The organism is Gracilibacillus dipsosauri, assembly GCF_003176895.1.
Taxonomy (GTDB): Bacteria; Bacillota; Bacilli; order Bacillales; family Amphibacillaceae; genus Gracilibacillus; species Gracilibacillus dipsosauri.
On the sequence record NZ_QGTD01000021.1, the window covers coordinates 47,131 to 67,466 of the forward strand.

Genomic DNA, 20,336 nt, shown 5'->3' on the forward strand with positions numbered 1-20,336 from the left:
GGGGAAGCATGACCGTTATACAACGATTAAGTGGAGAAACATACAACCTTAGAGATTTAGGCATAAGAACAAGGGATATTATCGTCTCATCCCCTCCACCTAGAAATTATACTGGTCAAGTAGATGGTAGGGATGGATTGATAGACTATGGAACAGATTACGATGCTAGACCGATCACAGGACGTTTTACCATGTTTGCGGTTGATTTGGATGACTATGTATTGCTAAGGGATGAAGTATTTAACATATTCAGCACGAAAGAGCCTTTTTACTTCATTGATAGTCGATATCCTGTCAAGCGTTGGAAAGTGAAAACAGCCGATTCTTTTGATCCAGAAAGAGCCAATAGGATGGGGAAATTCGATGTCAATATGATCGCTTATTTGCCTTTCGCTGAATCCATCGGCACATCACAAACCATACAAAACAATGGCATAGATGCGAACGATGCCTTGTGGGGCTTTGGCATGGGATTAATAGCCGATGATGAAAGTTTAATCTATACACACACTGGTACATCCTTTCGCATTTATAACGCAGGGAATGTAGCTGTCCATCCGTTTCAGCAAGAATTAAAAATCACGATAGATAACGTACAAGGATCTACATCTTATTTACAACTTAGAAACATCACCAATGGAAGTGTATTTCGCATAAATGAAGCAGTAACCAATAGCCAGACCATTGTTATTGACAGAATGAACATGTCACGCAATGGATTGGCTATTTTTCGTAAGACGAATAGAAAGTATATCGAATTAGAGCCGGAATGGAATGAGTTTGAAGTAACAGGGGCGACAAGTGCTAGAGTGGCTTTTGATTTTAGATTTTATTACAAGTGAGGTGTTAAGGTATGGGTATATACTATTTTGATAACTTGATAGATAGAGATTTTCGTAATCTTTTAAATGAAATGGGGAAAGCTGTAGAAGCACAAGGTAAAACAATTCAAGATCTAGTGGCAGAAGGACAATTGACTGTCGAACAATATGCTGAACTTCTCGAAATCATTAATGGGATGATAAAAAAAGGAGAAGTAACTGTATATGATATTGATAAAAACAAAGGTAAGTTTGATGAAACATATTTAACTGACGAACTTCTTCAACAAATAGCTGGTAATGCTCCTATACACAGTGTACCTGCAGAAGATAGTATAACTATTAACCAAATTGCTTTTACAAAGAAAAGCTCTAATTTATATGATGATGAAACTAGGATAGATGGATATTATTTAGGAACAGATGGAACTCTTATCGCTAATGAAGAATTGGTTACTTCTTCATTTATTTCTTCTAATTCATTGCAGTCTTACTTTGTGAAAAAAGCAAGGCGAATATTGTATTATGATTCTGACAAAACGGTTATAGGTTATGATCCCGACTTAAATGCTAAATTTGATTACGTTTTTACAACACCAGATAATACATCATATATCCGACTAAGTTGGGCATATAGTGATCTACCGTCGTCACCGCAACAACTAAATGCGGGAACAGTTGAACTTCCGTACGAACCATATTATAAATTAATTGACAGGAGATACGTAGAAAAACAAGAAATAACAAGCGACGATATACCAGACGGGGCAATCAATCCGCATAAAACTTCATTCATGAAACCGGGTAAGAATATTTTTGATAAAGAAAATATTATTAAGGGATACTATGTTAACTATACAAACGGTAATCTGGTGGAAAGTGCATCATATAATACATCAGAAGATATAGAAGTAATACAATTTAATAATTACGTTCCCAATATAAGCATTAGGATGTTAGCTTTCTTCGATGGTGGTAATAATTACATTAGCGGAAACCAATTTTTGAATCCTGGAGATATAATTAATGCACCAGAAAACGCTAAATATCTAAAAGTGTCATTCAACGCTGGTGATGAGGAATATTTGCAGATAGAAGAGGGGACAACGGTTACTGCCTATGAGCCATTCGGATATTATATTGATAATCTACTTATAAATAATTCGAGTGGTGATAACAGAGTAAAAGTATTGCTTCCTCCTACAATATATGGCGTAACTGGAATGGAAAATAATATTTACTTCCAAAATATTGTGAATGTGAAAGATACTTTATTAGATTTTAATGTGGAAGGTTCAGAAGGAAAACACATGTCTAAGAAGTGGACGGACACGCCGACAAACCCGAGTAATTCCAATTTGATTATTTCAGCGAATAAAGATTTCAAAGTATTAGCTTCTACTACCGTTAATTTAGTAGTTAAAGAGCCTTTAGGTACTGGAAGCACAAATTTATTAGTAATAGGTGATAGTACAGTTAACGCAGGTGGTCTTACTCAAAGGATTTTGGACAATTTTGCTGATGATCCCGTCACAATGACGTTATTAGGAACTAGAGGGGACGCTCCTAATTTACATGAAGGACGGGGAGGGTGGACGGTCGAAAGATATAGAACAGATGATATGTACGATGGTGTCGTTAACCCTTTTTACAATCCTAGTGTGATGGATTTTGATTTTAGTTATTATGCGAGTAACCAAGGATACTCTGTTGTGAATAATGTAATGTTTGTTCTTGGGATTAATGATACTTTCAATTCTTTTAGCGACGTAGAAGTCGATACTAAAATAGATAATATATTAACAAGTTACGATTTTTTGATTCAAAGCATCCATACCTTTGATCCAAATGTTAGAGTGGGGGTTTCAATTACAATACCGCCAAATGCTTCACAAGATGCTTTTGGCAATGCTTATGGTAATAATCAAACTCAATGGAGATATAAACGAAATAACGCAATTTGGATTGAAAGGATAATTGAGCATTTCAAGAATAAAGAAGCGCAAAATATTTATTTAGTTCCGATGAATCATAACATAGACACTGAAAACAATATAGCTGACGGTGTGCATCCTAACACAAATGGATATAATCAAATGGGGGATTCGACATACTTTTGGCTAAAGTCTTTTGATTCATAATAAGAATAAAGCTAGTTTACGAACTAGCTTTATCTTCTAATTGTTTTGCTATGAATTGACCGATATAAGTACCTAGAGTTTCATTACCTTTATCATTCAAATGCCAAGGATCAATATATAAATCTTTGGAAGACGAGTAATCATCAATAATGTTTCCGAATGGAATAATGGAGTAAAGGAGATCAGAATTAGATAATGTTGTTTCTAATTCTGATCTGTATTCATTGATGTTGTCTAATTTCCCTTTATCGAATAAGTATCTGTATATGGTATGTTTCACTTGTGAAAGAAATCTATTAGCGTTAGTTTCTATGCTGAACTCTGGAAGCTCTAATACAAAAGGATAAATAGAATTAATATTAGCGAAAGTAACGATATTTTTCATATGGTGAGAATAAAAATCTTTTCCGATATGACCGGCGGAATCATTTACGCCCGCAACAATTACCATTAAATCTACTTTTTTAATGGCTGGCTCGGATGTTATTTTTTGATAAATATCTTTTGTTTTTCTACCAGGATAACCATAACTAATAATTTCAGAATCAATATTAGATTTTTCTAATTCTGATTTAATGTATTGATCAAGTTTTTCATTAGCTACCCAGCTATCACCAACAACAGCTATGTTGATTTCATTATCATTTGCAAAACTGAATGTTTCTGTTTGACTTTGTGCAACAGTAACCATCTCTCGATCATTTGTTATGTAGATAAAAATGGAAATCAATGGGATAATTGCTAATAATAATAGCGAGGTAATGATGATATGCTTTCTTTTCATAATAAGCCCCTTTCGGTATTGTTATACTTTAGTATAAACTACCTAATGTTAGATTAACAGTGGTTTGTTATGGGTATAAATTCACCGCCATTAACAAAAAGTGACAACATCCACTTATTTTAGTAATATATAGTTGAAAACTAAAAAGGTGGAGGGAACTAATTGAGATTATTCAAATTCTTATTTAAAGGAGAGGTTGTTTTTGCTGGGTTTATATTATCAAGCACATTTAAAGGAATAATACCATACTCTCCTTTTGATTTAACAGTTTTGTTTATGGTTTGGTCTTTTTTTATTGCGTTAAAAAGGGTGATGAGGAACCCTACATTAGATAAAGTTTCGATATTACCTATCGTGCTTTATTTTAGTTCGGCTATAATGGTGATTTTTAGTTTGACCTATACTATAGGAGGGAAATATGGAACTGACAAAGCGTTAATGTTTGTATCATTAACAGCTTGGTCTTTTGTCGGGGTATTCTTCTTAATAAGAAATGCTGAATCGTTGCATTTATTTTTGAAAGGGATAATCTTTTATTCAATGATAACGGTTTGTTATGTTGTTTTTGATTATTTTAGTGGCGGATTAGTAACAGGGTATAATCGAATAGGTATAGATGGAGGAAACACAATCGGACTAGCGAGAGTTTCTGGACTAGCTGTTTTAGTTTTATTAGTGATGTATATCTATAAAAAGGTTCATATAAAACAAAAAATTCTAGCCTTATTAATGATATTGCTTTCTATCACAACATTAATGTTATCTGGTTCAAGAATGCCATTGATCGCTTTATTAGCAACAATCATTGTCTTATTCTTATGGTCAATTAGCTTTCAAAAGGTTAAGTTTAGTATGGATGTAAGAATTAGCAAAAAGATACTTCTTTTATTGGCTGCTATACCGATCATGATTGTTTCATTAATCCCTTTTATTAATACGGGAATGTTCTATACAACGATAGAGAGATTTACAAGCCTTTTTAGTGGAGAATCAATAGATTCTAAAAGAATAGAGTTATACCGTTCTGCAATATCTCTATGGGAAGAAAATCCATTATTTGGTGGTGGTATAGGTAGTTTTCCTATTCATTATTGGGGAGTAGACGGAAGAGCCTATCCTCACAACTTCTTTTTAGAGAGTTTATCAGAATTAGGGATATTCGGATTTCTTTTTATTGTATTGCTTGTTTTATTTAGTTTTATCACCATTTGGAAAACACGAAAAAAGGGAATGAATAATTTACAACTGGCTATCGCATTAATATTTTTATTCTTACTATTAAATGCAAATGTGACTGGTGATATAAATGATAATAGATACTTATTTACTTTCATCGCTTTAACGTTTTGTTTAAATTTATTTGAATATAAAAAGGACACCTTATAATGGGTGTCTTTTTATTATGCCCGAAATGAGGTGATACAGTGTACGTAAGAGACCTATACGGAGAAGAATATCCCATCCAATGTACAAGCACTTGGAAAGGTGCATTAAACGGTCAGATCGAGTTAACCGCCACCATAGAATGGAATGAGGTAAACGAGACTTTTATCCATGATCTAGCTGAAATGTGGGTAATAGCCGATCACGACGATGTAGAATATAAAATTATATATTGCAAGAAACAAGGGAAAGGCGATAAGCTAACATCTAGCATTAGAGCCATCCCTCTTTTTATTGACGTTTTTAATACACAGCGTATTTACGATGTATATAATCAATCATTCACAGCACAGGCATTCTTTGATCTAATATTCAACGGTAGTGGATATAATCCTATCATAGTAGATTCTTTTTATGCTCAATCATGGCAAGGATTAGGTGATGGGTCAACTAGATTAGAGCCTTTCAAAAACGGTTTAAATCGCTATGGTGCAGAGTTTAGACTATCGGGTAACAATGTATACCTAGAAACACAAATAGGTAATGACACCCAAATACAGTACCGATATAAGCTAAATGCATCCAATATATCACAGGAAATCGATGCAAGTGAAATGTATACCTATATTAGAGGATATGGCGATTACGAGGAAGGTACAGAAGACCTAGAACATAACGCAGGATTAATAAGAGAATACACTTCACCATTAGCAAACTTAATCGGCATACGTGAAGCACCACCTATTAAAGATGGTCGTATCACTGATGTAGAAACGATGGATGAAGCATTAAAGAAAGTCATAGACGAATCATTAAAGATTAGTGTTCAAGCCAATATACACGATCTAACCAAACAAGGCTATCCAGTAGGGCAAGCCAAGTTAGGGGATCGTGTATTTTTAATTGACGAACGTATCAACTTAGATGAAGAAGTGCGAATCGTAGATATGTCTGTCACAAAGGATTGGAAAGGTAACATCTTAGACATTAACATCACATTTGGTACACAGTCATTGACTAAGAGGTATCAATCGAATTTAAATAGTGCTGCTAAGAGCATTAGAGACATCCTAGAGGGTAGGATCAAACTTCCTTACAATGTATTAGACCAAGCTGTCATTAACGCTACAAAGGCATTACAAAGCGCAGAAACAGAATTAAAATTCGAGAATGGAATTATCGCAGTGGATCCTAATAACCCGAATCATTTAGTTATCTATAATAGTGCAGGATTAGGAGTATCTACAGATGGTGGTCAAACTTTTGAGAATGCGATTACTTATTTAGGGGTGAATACTAATCTCCTTACAGCTGGTCAAATTCACACCAACAACATTCAGATAATAGGTGATGAGAATTATTTCTATTGGGATGGTACTAGTTTAATGGCGATTAATCCTAATGATGCACAGAGGTATGTAGAATTAAAAAGTAGTGGTTTGGATATCGCTAAAGGGGCAATCAATATTGAGCGAGAAGATGGGGCAGTGTTCGTGCAAAATGGAACACCTAATATGGATTTTAATATTGATTGGGGTTCTCCCGATTATACAGGTTCTGGTGTTGTGAGAACGAGTGACCCATCTTATTACTACCGAACACATCATGCAGATTATCGATTTATGACCTTAGGTTTTTTCACTCACACATCTAGATATGTAAAGATACGTTTAGGCATGGTAGCACCAACAGAAGCTACTTCCATTGACGTTAAAATATCGGAATTCGGTAATCCTAGCGGTGAAATATGGAGTGGCAGTTACATGCCTAGAACTTATACCACTATCGATTTAACATTAGATTTTGGTGTGCCAGATATGACTTCAAGAAAAGGTATTTACATTCAATTTAAATCAAGTCATCAAGATGTAGATGTATTCTTACGTAGACAGTGGTCATATAAACACTTATAGGAGGTTTAAAATGGAGAAAATCAAAACCTATTCGGCGGTTACAGATGCTTTAGGTAATACAAAAGATGGCTTAACGAAAATGTTCATTGGTTACGATGATGTGGACGAGGAAGGCAATATATTAGGTCAGCAGAATGGGAAAATATTAGTTGCTACAGAGCCAGGTTATCTATTCGGGGTTGAAGAACATATTCCTAAGAATTACAGAAAACTACTAGTAAGAGATGGTGATCTGTATATAAAAGATGGAGAAACTTTAGATGTCGAAGTCAAGGAACAGACTTTCCAAGATGGAATATACGAAATAATGAATCAATAGCGCTGAATGAGCGTTATTTTTTTATTACCAAAGGCGGGAGTAGGGATCAGCTACTCCCTGGCACTACCCGCATAGGGTGAGGTAGTGTTAAGAATCATTATACAAAGAAACGCTTGCAAAAGCTAGATAATATTTTGAAATTGAATCTTTATTACTAAAGCGTAGGGGGTTACGAAATTGAATGAAAAAGAGGAGATGGAAGGTGTGGCTGACAAACAAATCACGATACCAGAGGCGTTAATCGATCATGAAGGGCGCATTGTTCGACTAGAAGCAGAGCAAAACAAGTTGTTTGAAAAGCTAGATGACATCAACAATAAGATGGATAAGCAAAACGAGGAGCAAAAGAATCTATTAAACAAATTAATCGAACACCACCTATCGACTAGAAAATTAAATATAACTAGTTTCTGGAAATGGTTTATCAGCATTACAGGAGCAGGCGGATTAATAACTGTTGTCGTAGTGGCGATAGTTAATTTTTTTAAATAATTTTAAGGAGGTGAGAACATGAAATTACAAAGCGAAGTAAAACAAGAAGTGAAGAACGAAGCTGTCAAAGGTTTAATTATGCAGTTTATTGGAGTGCTCACAGCTTTATTACCATTCCTAGGCGTGCTAGGCATCAACTTAGAATGGTTCAATGAGGACTTCATCGGTGGCTTAGAAGTAGTCTTATTCGCAGTTGCTGCACTAGCTATTAACGTCTATACCATATATAAGAATCATTATAGCGGTAAGAAAGCACAACAACAAAATGCTGAATTAAAATCTAAAGGATTAAAATAAGGACGCTGTCTAAATGCAGTGTCCTTTTTATATAAGGAGGATAAATAATGGTTAAAATTAAAAAGTGGATTCTTCCTAATGATGTGGCTAAACATGTTGTCTATGGCTTTAATAACCAAAAGAAAACAATCACTGTCCACCAAACAGGGAACACAAGTAAAGGCGCAGATGCTAAGGCTCATGCTAAATTACAGCTGAAAGGTAACTCTCGTAACGCATCATGGCATTATCAAGTGGATAATTTAGAAGTTATCCAATCATTCGAAGATAACGCTCAATGTTGGCATGCAGGGGATGGCAGAGGACCAGGTAACTTAAATTCCATTGCTGTAGAATTATGTATCAATTCAGATGGTGATTATAAGAAAACACTAGAAAACGGTGCTGAATTAGTTCGCCATTTAATGGACAAGTATAACCTTTCCATTAACGATGTAAAACAGCATTATAATTGGTCTGGAAAGAACTGCCCTGCTCAAATAAGAGCTAATAAAGATGGCATATCATGGTCAGATTTTTTAAATATGGTAAAAAGGAGTGGAAAGCAAATTAAAACTTCAAGCGTTAGCAATTCCGTACTAATCGAAACTGGCGGTCTAGGTATGGGTAGCATTAAAGAAGTGGTTAACTATTGCATGGATAAAGGATGGGCATTCTCTATAAAATATGACGGAGATGGTAATCCTAAGGCTACAGTAGGAAGATTAAATACTAGCATGCAAAGGGAATTTGAATCTTTCCTTAAAAAACAAGACTGGTATTACAAGATAATTGAATAGGATCATAGAATATAAAGCATAGGGGCAATATACATTGCCCTTTTATACATAGAAAGAGCCACTATGACAGGTGGCTCTTAATACATATATTGATAAAAACCGATTAAACATGACAGAACAATAAATGTTATTGCTATCAAAGTTTCCGATCCGCCTATATGCCCTTTTTCTTTCATCTGAAATATTAAAACAAAAGTATAAAATCCTGATCCTAACCAAACAGAAAAAATGGTAAATGATATCATAGTTGATAATGCCATATTTATAACCATCCTTTAAAAAATATAATTATTTACGAATTATAACACTCTTATTATATCAATAGTTGAAACGCTATTGTGTGAGAATGGATTTTCTCACAAAAATCTCACAGTGCAGTTGAAAATTGCGTATACTCATTGAAAATATTTTTCGTTTTATAGATTTTCTTATCAAATTATTTTAAAAATTTGAAGTACGTTTACATCGCTTGAAATGGTCGAAGTATGGGCGGCATGATGTAATAACCGCTCAAACACTTAATGTATAAGGGTTTTTGTTTGTTAACAAAATGCTAATATCAAGTATATAAAAAGGCTTCTCATTAGTTGATTTAACTTTTGAGAAGCCTTTTTCATTGCTGACGGTTAGAGATGATGTATTTTAATAATTACCGAATCATCTAAAAGTGACACCTTAATTAAGGAAAATGTGCTTAAAGAGTAGCATTTCTTCAATAAGAGTGGATCCGGTTTGAGTGAACTAGCAGGTTGGTCGAAGAAATAATGGATAAATGGATGGAGAAGTTTCACTTTTGAAAAACTTTGGAAGGTTCAAAACGACATCCGTTGAACTTTGATTCCATTCATAGTGAGTTGGCGTAGCCTAATACGCTGTCTCCCCTTCTTACCATGATTAATTTTTTCAAAAGAAAAGTAATCAGATTTGTTTGAATTATATTAATCTCCTATAATGTAAGAGAGAAGCTAAGTACATAGGAGGAGGGGAAATAAATGGAATACACCAATCTAGGTCGTACAGGCATGAAGGTAAGTAGACTTTGCTTAGGAACCATGAATTTTGGTCCGTCTACTGAAGAAAAGGAAGCACACAAAATTATGGATGCGGCACTTGATGCAGGCTTAAACTTCTTTGATACCGCAAATGTATATGGTGGTTATCGTGGTCAAGGTCGTCACGGCTGGACAGAAGAAATTATTGGTCGTTGGTTTGCTCAAGGCGGAAATCGCAGGGAGAAGGTTGTACTTGCTACCAAAGTCTATAATAACATGGGGGATCAGAACGATGGACCGAATGAGGGAAGATTTTTATCTGCTTATAAGGTACGTCGTCATTTAGAAGGGTCACTTAAACGATTGCAGACCGATCACATTGAACTGTATCAAATGCACCATATTGATCGTAATGTTTCTTGGGAGGAGCTTTGGGAAGTATTTCAAGCAGAAGTACAGAAAGGCACGATTGATTACGTTGGTTCAAGTAACTTTGCAGGTTGGGACCTTATTAAAGCGCAGGCAGCTGCGAAAGAACGCAATTTCTTAGGCCTCGTATCTGAACAACATAAATACAGTTTACTGTGCCGTCTTCCAGAATTAGAAGTACTACCTGCAGCGAAGGATCAGGGAATTGGTGTGATTGCCTGGAGTCCACTAGATGGTGGCTTGCTTGGGGGAAATGCATTAAATCCAGATAAAGGATCTCGAACTGCTGGTCAAACAGAACGAATTGAAAAACATCGAGCACAATTGGAAGCCTTTTCAGATTTTTGCAAGGAATTGGGAGAGCGTGAAGCTGATATAGCTCTCGCTTGGGTATTGCATAATCCCGCATTAGATGCACCAATTATCGGTCCACGTACACTGGAACAATTTGAAAAATCTCTGCGTGCCGTTGACATCAAATTAGATCAAGCATCCCTGGACCGTTTAGACGAAATTTTCCCAGGTTATGGTGAAGCACCAGAAGCATACGCTTGGTAAAGTTTTTATAGAGTAGAAAGGAATAAGGGCTTGTTATAGTTTTCTATTATTTATAGCTGATTAGCGCCGTGATCATGCTAAAATGTGTGAGGAAATTATTTTAAAACCTTCAGATTCTTTTTGTTAAAGTCTCTGAAGGTTTTTTAGATTTATACTAACTTATAAACTTATGAAAAATGGATTATCATTCTTAAAAGCCTCACCCAAAGTACATCCGAAACCCAATCACAACCAAAACAATCGAAAGCATTTGCATGATGACTTTACCAGGTAATTTCTGAGATAATAAGACACCAAGCTGTGATCCTAAAATAACTCCAATTCCACCCCATGCTACGATCATCCAATCAATACTACTGTAGAATAGCTGTGAAACAACACCAACTGATGTATAGAGACATAAAGAAAAGATCGATGTGGCGACAGCGTAATGGGTAGAAAGCCTAAAAGTATAAATTAAGATGGGAACAAGTAGCCATCCACCACCAATACCTAAATAACTTGATAATATCCCCATGAAAAAGCCTAGCGGAATCAACCATTTAGACTGAATGGCTGTTGTCTTCTCAACAATTGGTTCCACTGCATCAGTTGTCCTAGCTCGAGTAACACTTTCTTGTTGCCTCTTTCTTAAAATCGTGGTGTTCTTACTAAAAAGAAATATTCCTAATCCAACTAAGATTGATGCAAAAATAACGTAAAAATAATTGGATGAGTAGACCTGTAATAACCATACTCCCAACACAGATCCTGGTAATGCACTTATTCCAATAGTGAGACCTGTTTTGTAAACAATTTTCTTTTGCTTAGCATAGCCAATCATTCCTGAGATGGAATTGATCAATACAATAACTAAGCCAGACCCCGCAGCGATGGCAGGGTCTGTATGTAGAATTAGTAGCAATGCCGGTACGAAGATGAATCCTCCCCCGGCCCCGACAATTGTACCATAGCACCCGGCTATTAAGCCGATAATTAATAGTAATAGTCCTGTTGTGATATCCATAGTAGTTGCCCCCAAGATAAATTTTTCTATATACATCATCTCAGAAGTTGGGCTCTTTGAATATTCACTATTTGTAATAGGGTATAACCAAATGGATGACTTGGTTTTCTAGCATTGTTATATAAAAATAATGTACACTAGTAAAAGAACTACAAAAGTATTTGGTTTGGTTTAACTTAAAGGATGTGAATACAAATGGATACAGAGAATACACCATGTTCTTGTTGTGCTGGTAGTCGTGCTGATTTGGAGAAAACGATTAAACCAGAAAAACAAACGGAAAAAATAGAACAAAGTCAACAGATAAAATATAAAGAAAAAATGATCCACCTCACGGGAGGGGAATTTTTAATGGGAACCGAAGATAATGAGGGGTTTCCTGCAGATGGTGAAGGACCGATAAGAAAAGTAACCGTAGCACCATACTATATCGATGCTTATGCGGTAACCAATGAAGAATTCAGTGCTTTTGTGAAGGATACAGGTTATATTACAGAGTCGGAAAAGTATGGATGGTCGTTTGTTTTCTATAAATTTATCTCGCAAAATGTAGCAAAAAGGGCAAAACAATTACCACAAACCCCATGGTGGTATGCAGTAGAAGAGGCTTATTGGTACCAACCAGAAGGGCCAGATTCAAACATTGATGACCGCATGGATCATCCTGTCATACAAGTCAGCTGGAACGATGCGTTAGCTTTTTGTAAATGGGCTGGAAAACGTCTCCCGACAGAGGCAGAATGGGAATATGCAGCAAGAGGTGGCCTTGAGCAGAAGCTTTTTCCTTGGGGGGATGAGCTGACACCGAATGGAGAGCATTATTGTAATATTTGGCAAGGTGATTTTCCAAAAGAGAATACAGAAGCGGATGGCTATACTGGAACAGCACCTGCAAAATCTTTTCCTGCGAATGGATATGGACTCTATAATGTTGCGGGTAATGTATGGGAGTGGTGTGCAGACTGGTTTACAAGGACACCTGATTTATCCCAGGTCGTAAATCCAGTTGGACCGAAGACAGGTCAAAGTAAAGTAATGCGTGGTGGCTCGTACCTTTGCCACAAATCCTATTGTAATCGATATCGAGTTGCGGCACGAAGTTCGAATACGATCGATAGTGCTACAGGTAATTTAGGATTTCGTTGTGTGGTCAATGCATAAGTTAGGGTGAAGATGTATTTCAGGAGTTCTAAGTTAAGTAGTAGAGCTGGAAGTTAATCAATTCCTAGCCACTACTGGCCAAGCAAATCACCAGTAATAAGAACTTGTTATATCCATGCTAACCGTCTCCTAGAATATTTATTTTTTAATCAACATGAATTTTATGCTTGTAAATATTCACTATTTGTTATAGGGTATAACTAAATGGACTGACTATTTTGTTATAAGTTATGGTAAAGTATCGTTATAGTAATCGTAATTAGGTGAATATGAGGATTGTGACTGGTAAAGCAGGCAAGACCTAAGTTGGTGATTAATTTCACTAATTTGGGTCTGTTTTTTTATACGATAAAAGGGGGATTTTCCATGTTTAACAAATTATTTGGAAAAAAGAAAATCACTGAAGAATGGGTTACACCACTATCAGGTAAATTAATTGCTATAGAAGAAGTGCCAGATCCAACTTTTTCTAAAAAATTAATGGGAGATGGTGTAGCGATTGTGCCGAGTGAAGGAAAAGTAGTATCACCTGTAGATGGTGAAATTATTCAATTATTTCCAACGAAACATGCTATAGGGATAAAATCGGAAAACGGAATAGAGATCCTCATTCATATTGGATTAGAAACCGTATCATTGAATGGAGAACCATTTGAGACATATATTAAGACAAATGATAAAGTAAAAGCTGGCCAATTATTAGTATCTTTTAATTTGGAGCAAATAAATGTCGAGGCAGCAAGTATTATTACTCCAATTGTTATTACGAATGAAGATAAAATAGACAACCTTTCTAAACAGGATAGTAGGGAGGTATCCGCTGGAAAGACAGCGATTGTCAGCTATGAAGTAAAAAAGTAAATGGCAGGCTAGCCATCCTAGGAAGAAGGTGATGTACACATGAAAATTAATCGGGTATTGAATAACAATGCGGTTGTTATCAAAGAAGGAAATACGGAGAAAATAATTTTGGGTCCTGGTATTGCTTTTCAAAAAGGAAAAAATGATCTGATTGATCAGGCTAAGGTTGAAAAAATATTTATCTTAAAAGAAGAGAATAAAAAATTTCAAGAGCTATTAGAGACCTTGCCTGAGGAACATATTCTATTAGGAGAAGAGATTATCAGTTATGCAGAAGAAAAACTCGGAATTAAACTCAATGAACATATTCATATCTCGCTTACAGACCATCTGTCCTTTGCGATTGAACGTTCCCAAAAAGGAATTAATATTAAAAATAAGTTAATAAATGAAATAAGGTTACTTTACCATGAAGAATTTGATATCGGTTTATGGGCAGTAGAAAAAATGGAGGAGAGAATGGGGATCCCAATACCAATAGATGAAGCTGCTTATATCGCTGTCCACATTCATACTGCTAAAATGAATTTTCAGAATGTGGAGAAAACGGTGCAAAAGGCTGCGATCATCCAGGATATGGTAGATATTATTTCGAGTGATTTAAATATTGCTATAGAAAAAGGAAGTATGACCTATCAACGACTGATTACACACTTAGAATTTGCAATAAATCGTTATTACAGTGATCAAGATTTTTATCAGTTAGATGAGGAAATGCTGAAGATGATTAAAGAGAAACATGAACAGGCATACACATGTGCATCTGTCGCAGCCAATTTTGCTCGAACCGAATATAATATTGATTTTCCGGAGTCAGAGTTAGCATATATTGCACTTCATGTACAGAGACTGATTTATGAAAAATAAATTTAGTAGTTGACTCATTTTATGTAATGTAATGATAATCAGATAATAATTTAAATAAAGTGGGATTGTGACTGGTAGTGCAGGCAAGACCTAAAATAGTTAAGAGGACTTTGATTATCTTAACTGTTTTAGGTCTTTTTATTTTTTAATGGAAAGGAGACTTCGTGATGACAAACCAAGAGCTTTACCAACAAATTTTATCGAAAGTCGGTGGTATATCGAATGTGACTAGTGTTTCGTTAGATGGATCACGGTTGTCACTTACATTACTAAATCAAGATTTAGTAGAGGAAGAACAATTAAAACAAATGGATAATATCCACGGAGTGTTAGCACGAACAGATCATATTGAACTTATTATTGGAAATGAAATTGGATTTTCTATTTATACCAAAATAGACCAATTGCTACAATCGTCACAAACACCAATAGATAAAAAGGAGAGAGGTTCCATGTTTAACAACTTGTTTAGTAAGTTCCAAGTATTTGGAAAAGCAATTATGCTACCAATCGCTGTACTTCCGGCGGCCGGTTTATTATTAGGGATTGGTGGAGCATTTTCTAATCCAGCAACAATTGAAAATTATCCATTTTTAGATCTAGTATGGCTGCAAGCAATCTTTACGATTATGAGCTCTGCAGGTCAAATAATATTCTCTAACTTACCTATAATCTTTGCTATAGGCATTGCCGTAGGGCTGGCGAAATCAGATAAAGGTGTTGCAGGTTTAGCAGCCATTTTATCCTACTTTGTTATGAATGCGACAATCAATGCTATGTTACAAATCACTGGAAAACTTGCTACGGAAAACCTTGCTGGTGCTGGCCAAGGCATGACGGTAGGGATTCAAACATTACAATCAGGTGTTTTCGGAGGGGTTATTGCTGGTTTATTAACGGTTTACCTACATGGTAAATTTGGTAAGGTTCAATTACCACAATTTCTCGGTTTCTTCAGTGGTTCACGCTTTATCCCAATAATAACTGCTTTTATGTCTATTTTTCTTGGTGTTGCAATGTTCTTTGTTTGGCCGCCAATTCAATCAGGTATTGCAAGTATGTCCGATCTTGTAGATAAAACAGCATACTTTGGTACCTTCCTATTTGGATTTATTGTGAAGTTGTTAGGGCCACTAGGATTGCACCATGTTTTCTATCTTCCGTTCTGGCAAACTGGTCTTGGTGGAACAATGACAGTAAATGGCGAAGTTATCCAAGGTGCACAAAATATCTTTTTTGCTCAATTAGCAGATCCTAACTTAGAACATTTCTTTGTTGGCACATCAAGATTCATGAGTGGTAAATATTTGCCTATGATGTTCGGGTTATTAGGGGCAGCTTTAGCGATGTATCATACTGCTAAACCTGAACATAAAAAAGTTGTTGGTGGTCTGTTATTTACAGGAGCATTAACCTCTTTCTTAACAGGTATAACGGAACCGCTTGAATTTACGTTCCTATTTGTAGCGCCAGTGCTATATGTTATTCATGCTGCTTTGTGGGGAGTTGCTTATGTTGCCGCACACCTTTTAAATATTACAATCGGTATGACATTCTCAGCTGGACTTATTGACTTCACTTTATTTGGAATACTACAAGGAAACGACAAAACAAACTGGATTCTTGTACCAATCGTAGGTATCTTATTCTTCCTTGTTTATTACGTTGTCTTCCGTTTCATGATCGTGAAGTTTAATCTAAAAACACCAGGTCGTGAAGATGAGGAACTAGAGGAAACAACTATCGCAGGGTCAGAACGAGCTCAGGCGATTATTGCAGCACTTGGTGGGGGAGAGAATATTGAGGATGTAGATAATTGTGCAACTCGCCTACGTGTCACAGTAAAAGATGGTGATAAAGTTTCTGAAGAGCAACTCAAAAAATCTGGCGCAAAAGGTGTTTTTGTAAAAGGACAAGGTGTTCAAGCAATTTATGGTCCGCACGTAACGATTATTAAAACAGAAGTAGAAGAAGGTCTCGGTGACTAATAAAGATTCGTTGAAGGAAAGGATGCTATAAATGAAAAGACCAAATATTATCTTTATGATTACTCATGATACTGGTAGATATCTAGGAACCTATGGACACCAAGTAGAAACACCAAATCTTGATAAGCTAGCGGAAAACGGTGTCCGATTTGATCAATACTATTGCCCAGCACCACAGTGCAGCCCAAGTAGGGGAAGCATTTTAACGGGAAAATACCCGCATAACAATGGGTTGATTGGACTTGCACATTTAGGATTTCATATAAATGAAGGAGAAACAACTACACCGAATGAGCTAAGAAAAGCAGGCTACGAAACTTCTTTAATTGGATTCAGCCATGAAACAATTGGAGAAGAGGAATTTGGTCAATACAGTTCCACCTATAAACTAGGTTTTGATCGCTATGAGGCTATCGAGGGCGCACGTTCACCTCAGGTTGCTGACAAGACCATTGAATTTCTTAAGGAAAAAGCGGACAAAGATGATGATCAACCTTTTTTCGCTAATGTAGGGTTTTGGGAAACTCACCGTTCTTTTGATGAATACGAACCATTAGCAGATGATGTCGATTCCATTAATGTGATTGACTACTTACCTGATACGCCGAATATCCGAAAAGATTTGTCACAGTTTCATGGATCGGTAAAGGTGTTAGATGAAGCAGTTGGCCGAATTATGCATGCATTAGAAGAGACGGGTCTTTCAGATAATACAATCGTAATTTTTACAACAGACCATGGAATTGCTTTTCCGAGAGCTAAAGGAACAATGAAGGATGCTGGTTTAGAAACGGCACTCATTTTTTACAACCCAGCACTTTTCGGAAAAGGTAGAGTTATTGGTGATTTACTATGTAACATTGACATGATGCCAACTATTTTAGAATTAACGGAAACCGCGATTCCGGATCAGATTGATGGTAGGAGCTTTGCTTCTTTACTAAGAGGTGAGTCTTCGGTTGTACGCAATGATTTCTTCTGTGAGCTTACGTGGCATGACAAGTACCATCCGATGCGAGGTATTCGCACAAACCAATATAAATATGTAAAAAATTTAAAGGATGGACCAAAAATTTATATGCCTGTGGATATTCACCGAAGCCTTTCAGGTCCCGATGTTCGTAAAGAATATTATGTAGCTAATGAACCTGAAGAGCTTTATGATCTAGAGAAGGATCCGTTTGAGGAGCATAATCTCATAAATGACCCTGCTTATAAAAAGGTTGCAAGTGAATTACGAGAAAAGGTGTCTAAGTGGATGAGGGAAACAAAGGACCCACTATTGAGTGGGCAGGATATTCCAGGTGTTGAGTCAAAGAAATGGGCAGAGGAAACACATAAAGGCAATACTTATGAAGCGATGAAGAAATAATAGAACAGCTATTCAGCATTACGCTGGATAGCTGCTTTTTTTCAAAATAGTAAAAAATGTTGCTGAAAATTATAACAAGACAGATATCCTATCTATTTATTGAAATGTAGAGGAGAAGTAATAAATTTAAATTTTCGCTGTGGATGAAAGCATAAGCTTTTTGTTAAATGGAAAAGATGAATTCCGTAAACTTCATCTTTTTTCCTTCGCACGTATGTATGCCATAAAGATTTGTACACTTTTTTTGGTGAATCTTTTAGATTTCCACACCATCCATAAATTACGTTTTAATTCAGCGTCATGTATTTTCTTTTCATGTAAATATCCTTGCTCAATTTCACGAGCAACGGTTAGTCTTGAGACGATACTAATTCCAAGACCTGCCTCTACCGCACTTTTTATCGATTGGGTACTACCAAGCTCCATATAGCTTTCGATTTTTTCTAATATACCCCATTCATTTAAGAAATTTTCGATAATCGCTCTCGTTCCAGAGGTGGGCTCTCTCCAAATCATTCTCTCTTGAGCAATCTCGTCTATTTTGACTTCACTTTTCAAATTCCAGGGATGATCTGGTGCGTGGATGAGAACTAATTCATCTTCTTTAATTTTATCAATCGATAGTTTTGTATCATCTACGATTCCTTCGACTAGTGCAATGTCAATCATATCGTCTAACAGCAGTGCTAAAACCTTTGGAGTATTTTCCACATATAAAGATAAATGAAAATCGGGGTTTTCCTTTTTAAATTTTCCTAGTAAACCGGGTAATAAGTATTCCCCGATTGTGAGACTTGCACCCATCTTTAATGTGCTTTCATATCCTGCTACACTTGCAATAACTGCTTCCTTTGATTGGTTGTAATCTTGAACAATCGACTTGGCAAATGGATATAGCACATGTCCGCTCTCAGTAAGTAACAATCTCCCGTCTTTTCGATTAAAGAGGAGCGCTCCATATTCTGCTTCGATTTGATGTATTTGCTTTGTTATGGCAGGTTGAGATAAATATAAGGATTTCGCCGCCTGATTGATACTACCAGTCTCTACGACCAGACAGAATGTTTTTAATACTTGGATGTTCATACGATCGGCTCCTTTAATGGTGTTGTAGCGTTTGTAATCATTATATATCGGAGATAGAACTGTGTCACCTTTGGAAAGAATCAAAGGTTTATAATTTTATTTGGTTGTACTATTATTAAATAAATAAGTATCAAACTTGATGATTTATCATGGTGTTAAGGTAACTAGAAACAAAACATCAATAAAATAAGAAGGTGATTCTAGTGAAGCTAGAAGAATTAATTAATGATAACCACACGACCTTTAGTGAAGGAGAAAGGGTCTTGGCAAAGTTTATATTAGATAATAGGAAAGATATCTATGATCTAGGAATTAATGAGCTTGCTAAAAAAAGTTTAAGCTCTAAATCTTCTGTATTACGATTTGCACAGAAGCTAGGGTTCTCTGGATATACAGAAATGAGAAACTTTATGAAGTGGGAAAATCATTCGGAAAAATCTTTTACACAAGAAGACTTCGGAAAAATAGTGATTAGCAATGTAGAGCAGACCGTTAATCAGTTAAATGAAATGGATCTTACTAAAATTTGCGAAGCTATTGATAGAAGTCCAAATGTCTATATAACGGGGACTGGTCTCATGCAACAAGGTCTTGCCAAAGAAATGCAAAGAATGTTTCTAGGTATTGGTAAAAATATGCAAACCCTCCCTTTGGATATTGGTACAAATATCTACCAATTGTTGATGGAAAGAATTTCGGAAGAGGACTTGATAATAGTATTTTCAGGTTCTGGCAACAATGCGACTCTTAAGGAGGCGCTTAGTATTCCCTTAATTAAGAATGTTAATATCGTTGCCATCACTGGTTCTCATCATAACTGGTTAATGAATCATGCAACCTTCTGTATTCCGGTAAATATCAATCATAATTCCAGTTGGTTTTCTTCCTCAAGTGCCTTTTACAGTGTCATCGATATCTTTGCCTATCATTATTTTGAATATAAAAATAAAACGTTACAGGATAAATAAACTATATCGCAGAGGCTATTGCAGTTATGTAATAGCCTTTTTCTCATGATCTAAAATATTCCCATCTCATGAATCCGTTTCCCAATATGGCTGGAAGACCTTCTTTTACAGTGTTTTCT

The 20,336-nt window shown here is 35.9% G+C and carries 18 protein-coding genes; 15 read left to right on the forward strand and 3 right to left on the reverse strand.

Going from position 1 to position 20,336, the window contains the following annotated elements; all coding sequences use genetic code 11:
• Positions 1-8: 8 nt before the first annotated feature.
• On the forward strand, positions 9-842 hold the full coding sequence (locus DLJ74_RS19385) for a phage tail family protein (protein WP_109985720.1): 834 nt from the start codon (positions 9-11) through the stop codon (positions 840-842).
• An 11-nt stretch (positions 843-853) separates the two neighbouring features.
• On the forward strand, positions 854-2,962 hold the full coding sequence (locus tag DLJ74_RS19390) for an SGNH/GDSL hydrolase family protein (RefSeq protein WP_109985721.1): 2,109 nt from the start codon (positions 854-856) through the stop codon (positions 2,960-2,962).
• A 16-nt stretch (positions 2,963-2,978) separates the two neighbouring features.
• On the opposite strand, the gene DLJ74_RS19395 is transcribed toward DLJ74_RS19390, so the two are convergent.
• Complete coding sequence (locus DLJ74_RS19395; RefSeq protein ID WP_109985722.1) at positions 2,979-3,746, reverse strand: SGNH/GDSL hydrolase family protein; 768 nt, start codon at positions 3,744-3,746, stop codon at positions 2,979-2,981.
• A gap of 162 nt (positions 3,747-3,908) precedes the next feature.
• On the opposite strand from DLJ74_RS19395, the gene DLJ74_RS19400 reads away from it, so the two are divergent.
• From DLJ74_RS19400 to DLJ74_RS19435, 7 genes are all read left to right on the forward strand, one after another.
• Positions 3,909-5,132, forward strand: coding sequence for an O-antigen ligase family protein (locus DLJ74_RS19400; protein ID WP_109985723.1), 1,224 nt, complete (start codon positions 3,909-3,911; stop codon positions 5,130-5,132).
• 38 nt (positions 5,133-5,170) lie between these two features.
• Positions 5,171-7,042, forward strand: coding sequence for a phage tail protein (locus DLJ74_RS19405; protein ID WP_109985724.1), 1,872 nt, complete (start codon positions 5,171-5,173; stop codon positions 7,040-7,042).
• Positions 7,043-7,052: 10 nt separating this feature from the next.
• Positions 7,053-7,361 (forward strand): hypothetical protein, encoded by a 309-nt coding sequence (locus DLJ74_RS19410; RefSeq protein ID WP_109985725.1) that lies wholly within the window; start codon positions 7,053-7,055, stop codon positions 7,359-7,361.
• Positions 7,362-7,538: 177 nt separating this feature from the next.
• Positions 7,539-7,853 (forward strand): hypothetical protein, encoded by a 315-nt coding sequence (locus DLJ74_RS19415; RefSeq protein ID WP_109985726.1) that lies wholly within the window; start codon positions 7,539-7,541, stop codon positions 7,851-7,853.
• An 18-nt stretch (positions 7,854-7,871) separates the two neighbouring features.
• Positions 7,872-8,150, forward strand: a complete 279-nt coding sequence (locus tag DLJ74_RS19420; protein ID WP_109985727.1) for a phage holin — start codon at positions 7,872-7,874, stop codon at positions 8,148-8,150.
• Positions 8,151-8,197: 47 nt separating this feature from the next.
• The gene (locus DLJ74_RS19425) at positions 8,198-8,929 is read left to right on the forward strand and encodes a peptidoglycan recognition protein family protein (protein WP_109985728.1); all 732 of its coding nucleotides are present in this window, start codon (positions 8,198-8,200) and stop codon (positions 8,927-8,929) included.
• Between the two features lie 992 nt (positions 8,930-9,921).
• On the forward strand, positions 9,922-10,908 hold the full coding sequence (locus DLJ74_RS19435; protein WP_054788171.1) for an aldo/keto reductase: 987 nt from the start codon (positions 9,922-9,924) through the stop codon (positions 10,906-10,908).
• 199 nt (positions 10,909-11,107) lie between these two features.
• On the opposite strand, the gene DLJ74_RS19440 is transcribed toward DLJ74_RS19435, so the two are convergent.
• Positions 11,108-11,914, reverse strand: coding sequence for a sulfite exporter TauE/SafE family protein (locus tag DLJ74_RS19440; RefSeq protein WP_109985730.1), 807 nt, complete (start codon positions 11,912-11,914; stop codon positions 11,108-11,110).
• A gap of 195 nt (positions 11,915-12,109) precedes the next feature.
• Between DLJ74_RS19440 and DLJ74_RS19445 the strand changes: the two genes are divergently transcribed.
• The 5 genes from DLJ74_RS19445 to DLJ74_RS19465 all read left to right on the forward strand — a co-directional run bounded on the left by DLJ74_RS19445 (position 12,110) and on the right by DLJ74_RS19465 (position 18,163).
• Complete coding sequence (locus DLJ74_RS19445; protein WP_109985731.1) at positions 12,110-13,075, forward strand: formylglycine-generating enzyme family protein; 966 nt, start codon at positions 12,110-12,112, stop codon at positions 13,073-13,075.
• 366 nt (positions 13,076-13,441) lie between these two features.
• Positions 13,442-13,936, forward strand: coding sequence for a PTS sugar transporter subunit IIA (locus DLJ74_RS19450; RefSeq protein WP_109985732.1), 495 nt, complete (start codon positions 13,442-13,444; stop codon positions 13,934-13,936).
• A gap of 39 nt (positions 13,937-13,975) precedes the next feature.
• Complete coding sequence (locus DLJ74_RS19455; protein WP_054861155.1) at positions 13,976-14,803, forward strand: PRD domain-containing protein; 828 nt, start codon at positions 13,976-13,978, stop codon at positions 14,801-14,803.
• A gap of 452 nt (positions 14,804-15,255) precedes the next feature.
• Entirely contained in the window at positions 15,256-16,791 is a 1,536-nt protein-coding gene (ptsG, locus tag DLJ74_RS19460) for a glucose-specific PTS transporter subunit IIBC (RefSeq protein ID WP_109985854.1), read from the forward strand.
• Positions 16,792-16,822: 31 nt separating this feature from the next.
• Complete coding sequence (locus DLJ74_RS19465; RefSeq protein ID WP_109985733.1) at positions 16,823-18,163, forward strand: sulfatase family protein; 1,341 nt, start codon at positions 16,823-16,825, stop codon at positions 18,161-18,163.
• A gap of 192 nt (positions 18,164-18,355) precedes the next feature.
• On the opposite strand, the gene DLJ74_RS19470 is transcribed toward DLJ74_RS19465, so the two are convergent.
• Positions 18,356-19,249, reverse strand: coding sequence for a LysR family transcriptional regulator (locus DLJ74_RS19470; protein ID WP_109985734.1), 894 nt, complete (start codon positions 19,247-19,249; stop codon positions 18,356-18,358).
• Positions 19,250-19,452: 203 nt separating this feature from the next.
• Here DLJ74_RS19470 and DLJ74_RS19475 point away from each other — a divergent pair, with 203 nt between their 5' ends.
• Positions 19,453-20,217 carry a MurR/RpiR family transcriptional regulator gene (locus DLJ74_RS19475; RefSeq protein WP_181397687.1) on the forward strand — a complete coding sequence of 255 codons (765 nt, stop codon included), beginning with the start codon at positions 19,453-19,455 and terminating at the stop codon, positions 20,215-20,217.
• Positions 20,218-20,336: the final 119 nt, after the last annotated feature.